A 2850-nucleotide genomic window follows, 5' to 3' on the forward strand; every position below is an offset into this window, starting at 1 on the left:
TGCCGATCGACCAGGCGCTGCCCGCGGAGCGGCTCGCACTCGTGGTCGCCGACGCCACCCCGATCGCCGCCGTCACTGCGGGTGATCTGGCCGGGAGGTTCGACGGCATACCGGTGATCGACGTCCACGCGGCCGCCGTCGATGCCCGGCCGAACGCGCCGTTGCCAGGACCGGCGCCCGACGACATCGCCTACGTCATCTACACCTCGGGCACCACCGGTGTGCCCAAGGGCGTGGCCGTCACGCACCACAACGTGACTCAGGTGCTGGAGTCGCTGCACGCCGACCTGCCCGCGGGACCGGGACAGGTGTGGTCGCAATGGCATTCCCTGGTCTTCGACGTTTCGGTGTGGGAGATCTGGGGCGCTCTGCTGCACGGTGGGCGACTGGTGGTGGTGCCCGAGTCGGTAGCGGGCTCGCCGGTTGACCTCCACGAGCTGCTGGTGGCCGAAGGGGTCAGCGTCCTGTACCAAACCCCGTCCGCAGTGGGAATGTTGTCCCCGGCGGGTCTGGAGAACACGGCACTGGTGGTGGCCGGGGAGGCCTGCTCGGCCGAGGTCGTGGATCGGTGGGCGCCAGGGCGGGTCATGCTCAACGCCTACGGTCCGACCGAGACGACGATCTATGCGGCGATCAGTGCGCCGCTGACACCGGGATCGGGTGTGGTGCCGATCGGCTCGCCGGTGCCCGGCGGGGCGGTGTTCGTTCTGGACAAGTGGTTGCGGCCGGTGCCGGTCGGTGTGGTCGGGGAGTTGTATCTGGCCGGCCGCGGCGTAGGAGTCGGGTACGTGGGCCGGACCGGATTGACCGGGTCGCGGTTCGTGGCATGCCCGTTCGGGGGACCGGGTGCGCGGATGTATCGCACCGGCGACCTGGTGCAGTGGGGTGCTGACGGACAGCTGCAGTACTTGGGCCGTGCTGATGAGCAGGTCAAGATCCGTGGCTACCGCATCGAGCTGGGTGAGATTCAGGCAGTGCTCGCGGAGTTGGACGGGGTGGACCAGGCGGTGGTGATCGCCCGCGAGGACCGCCCGGGCGACAAGCGCCTGGTTGGTTATGTGACCGGGACCGCCGATCCGGCTGAGATGCGCAGCGAGTTGGGCAAGCGACTTGCGGCGTACATGGTTCCCGCCGCGGTCGTAGTGCTCGACACGCTGCCCTTGACCGTCAATGGCAAACTCGACCGGCGCGCCCTACCCGCCCCCGAGTACCAGAGTGCCGATCGGTATCGCGCCCCGGAGGGCGCGATCGAGGAGAGCATCGTGGGCATTTACGCCCACGTGCTCGGTGTCGAGCGGGTCGGCGTCGACGATTCGTTCTTCGACCTCGGCGGCGACAGCATTTCGGCGATGCGAGTGATCGCCGCGATCAACACGGCTCTCGATGCAAACCTTCCCGTGCGCACCTTGTTCGAGGCGCCATCGGTGAGCGGCTTGAGTCGGGTATTGGACGGCGATGCCGGCTTGGCAGCGTCCGAGGCCAACGGACCTACCTTTGCTTCCGTGCACGGCGGCCAAGCCGCCGAGGCGTATGCCAGCGACCTCGCCCTGGACAAGTTCATCGATGCCACCACGTTGATGAACGCCGCGACGCTTCCAGGCCCGGGTGCCGAGGTGCGAACGGTTCTACTGACCGGGGCGACCGGCTTCCTGGGGCGCTACCTGGTGCTGGAATGGCTGAAGGAACTGGAACGGGTCGATGGCACGCTGATCTGCTTGGTGCGGGCCAAGTCCGACGAGGACGCGCGGCGCCGTCTCGAGAAGATCTTCGACAGCGGCGATCCGGAACTGCGGCGGCACTTCGACGAACTCGCCGCCGGCCGGCTGGAGGTCATTGCCGGCGACAAGGGCGAAGCCGACCTCGGCCTGGACCAGCAGACGTGGCAGCGATTGGCCGACACCGTCGATCTGATCGTCGATTCCGCTGCGTTCGTCAACAGCGTCCTGCCATACAGCGAGCTTTTCGGGCCGAACGTCGTGGGCACCGCGGAGTTGATCCGGTTCGCGCTCACCACGAAGCTGAAGCCGTATGCCTTCGTCTCGACGTCCGACGTGGGACGCCAGATCGACCCGTCGGCGTTCGTCGAGGACGCCGACATTCGGGTCATCAGTCCCGTCCGCACCATCGACGCCAGTTACGCCAATGGCTACGGCAACAGCAAGTGGGCCGGTGAGGTTCTGCTGCGGGAGGCAAACGAGCTGTGCGGGCTGCCGGTCTCTGTCTTTCGCTCCGGCATGATCCTGGCCGACACCGCCTACGCGGGCCAGTTGAACGTGTCGGACACTGTCACCCGGATGGTGCTGAGTCTCGTGGCCACCGGCGTGGCACCCGGCTCGTTCTACCAGCTGGACGATGACGGGAAGCGGCAACGCGCGCACTTCGACGGGCTGCCCGTGGGATTCGTCGCGGAGGCGGTCACCACGCTGGGTGCCCAGTTGGTCGACGGGTTTGAGACCTATCACGTGATGAACCCGCACGACGACGGCATCGGGATCGACGAGTACGTGGACTGGCTGATCGAGGCCGGTTACCCGATCGAGCGCATCGACGATTTCGGGGAATGGCTGCAGCGGTTCGAGACCGGTTTGCTCGCCCTGCCGGAGCGGCAGCGCCAGAATTCGGTGCTACAGATGCTGCTGATGCTGTTGGCCGACTCCAAGGATCTGGAGCCGCCGGAGCCGACGCTGGGGTCCTTTGCGCCGGCCGACAGGTTCCGCGCTGCGGTGCAGGAAGCGAAAGTCGGCTCAGACAAGATCAATCCGGACATTCCTCAGGTGTCGGCGCCGGTCATCGTCAAGTACGTCACCGACCTGCAGCTGATCGGACTCCTCTAGCGATGTGGAGTTCGCT

The 2850-nt window shown here is 66.7% G+C and carries 1 protein-coding gene; it reads left to right on the plus strand.

The features are described 5' to 3' along the window. A partial coding sequence (locus QOI01_RS15675) for an amino acid adenylation domain-containing protein (protein WP_526382422.1) occupies positions 1 to 2834 on the plus strand: 2834 nt, incomplete at its 5' end. Positions 2835 to 2850: the final 16 nt, after the last annotated feature.

It is taken from the genome of Mycobacterium sp., from assembly GCF_032162605.1.
Classification (GTDB): domain Bacteria; phylum Actinomycetota; class Actinomycetes; order Mycobacteriales; family Mycobacteriaceae; genus Mycobacterium.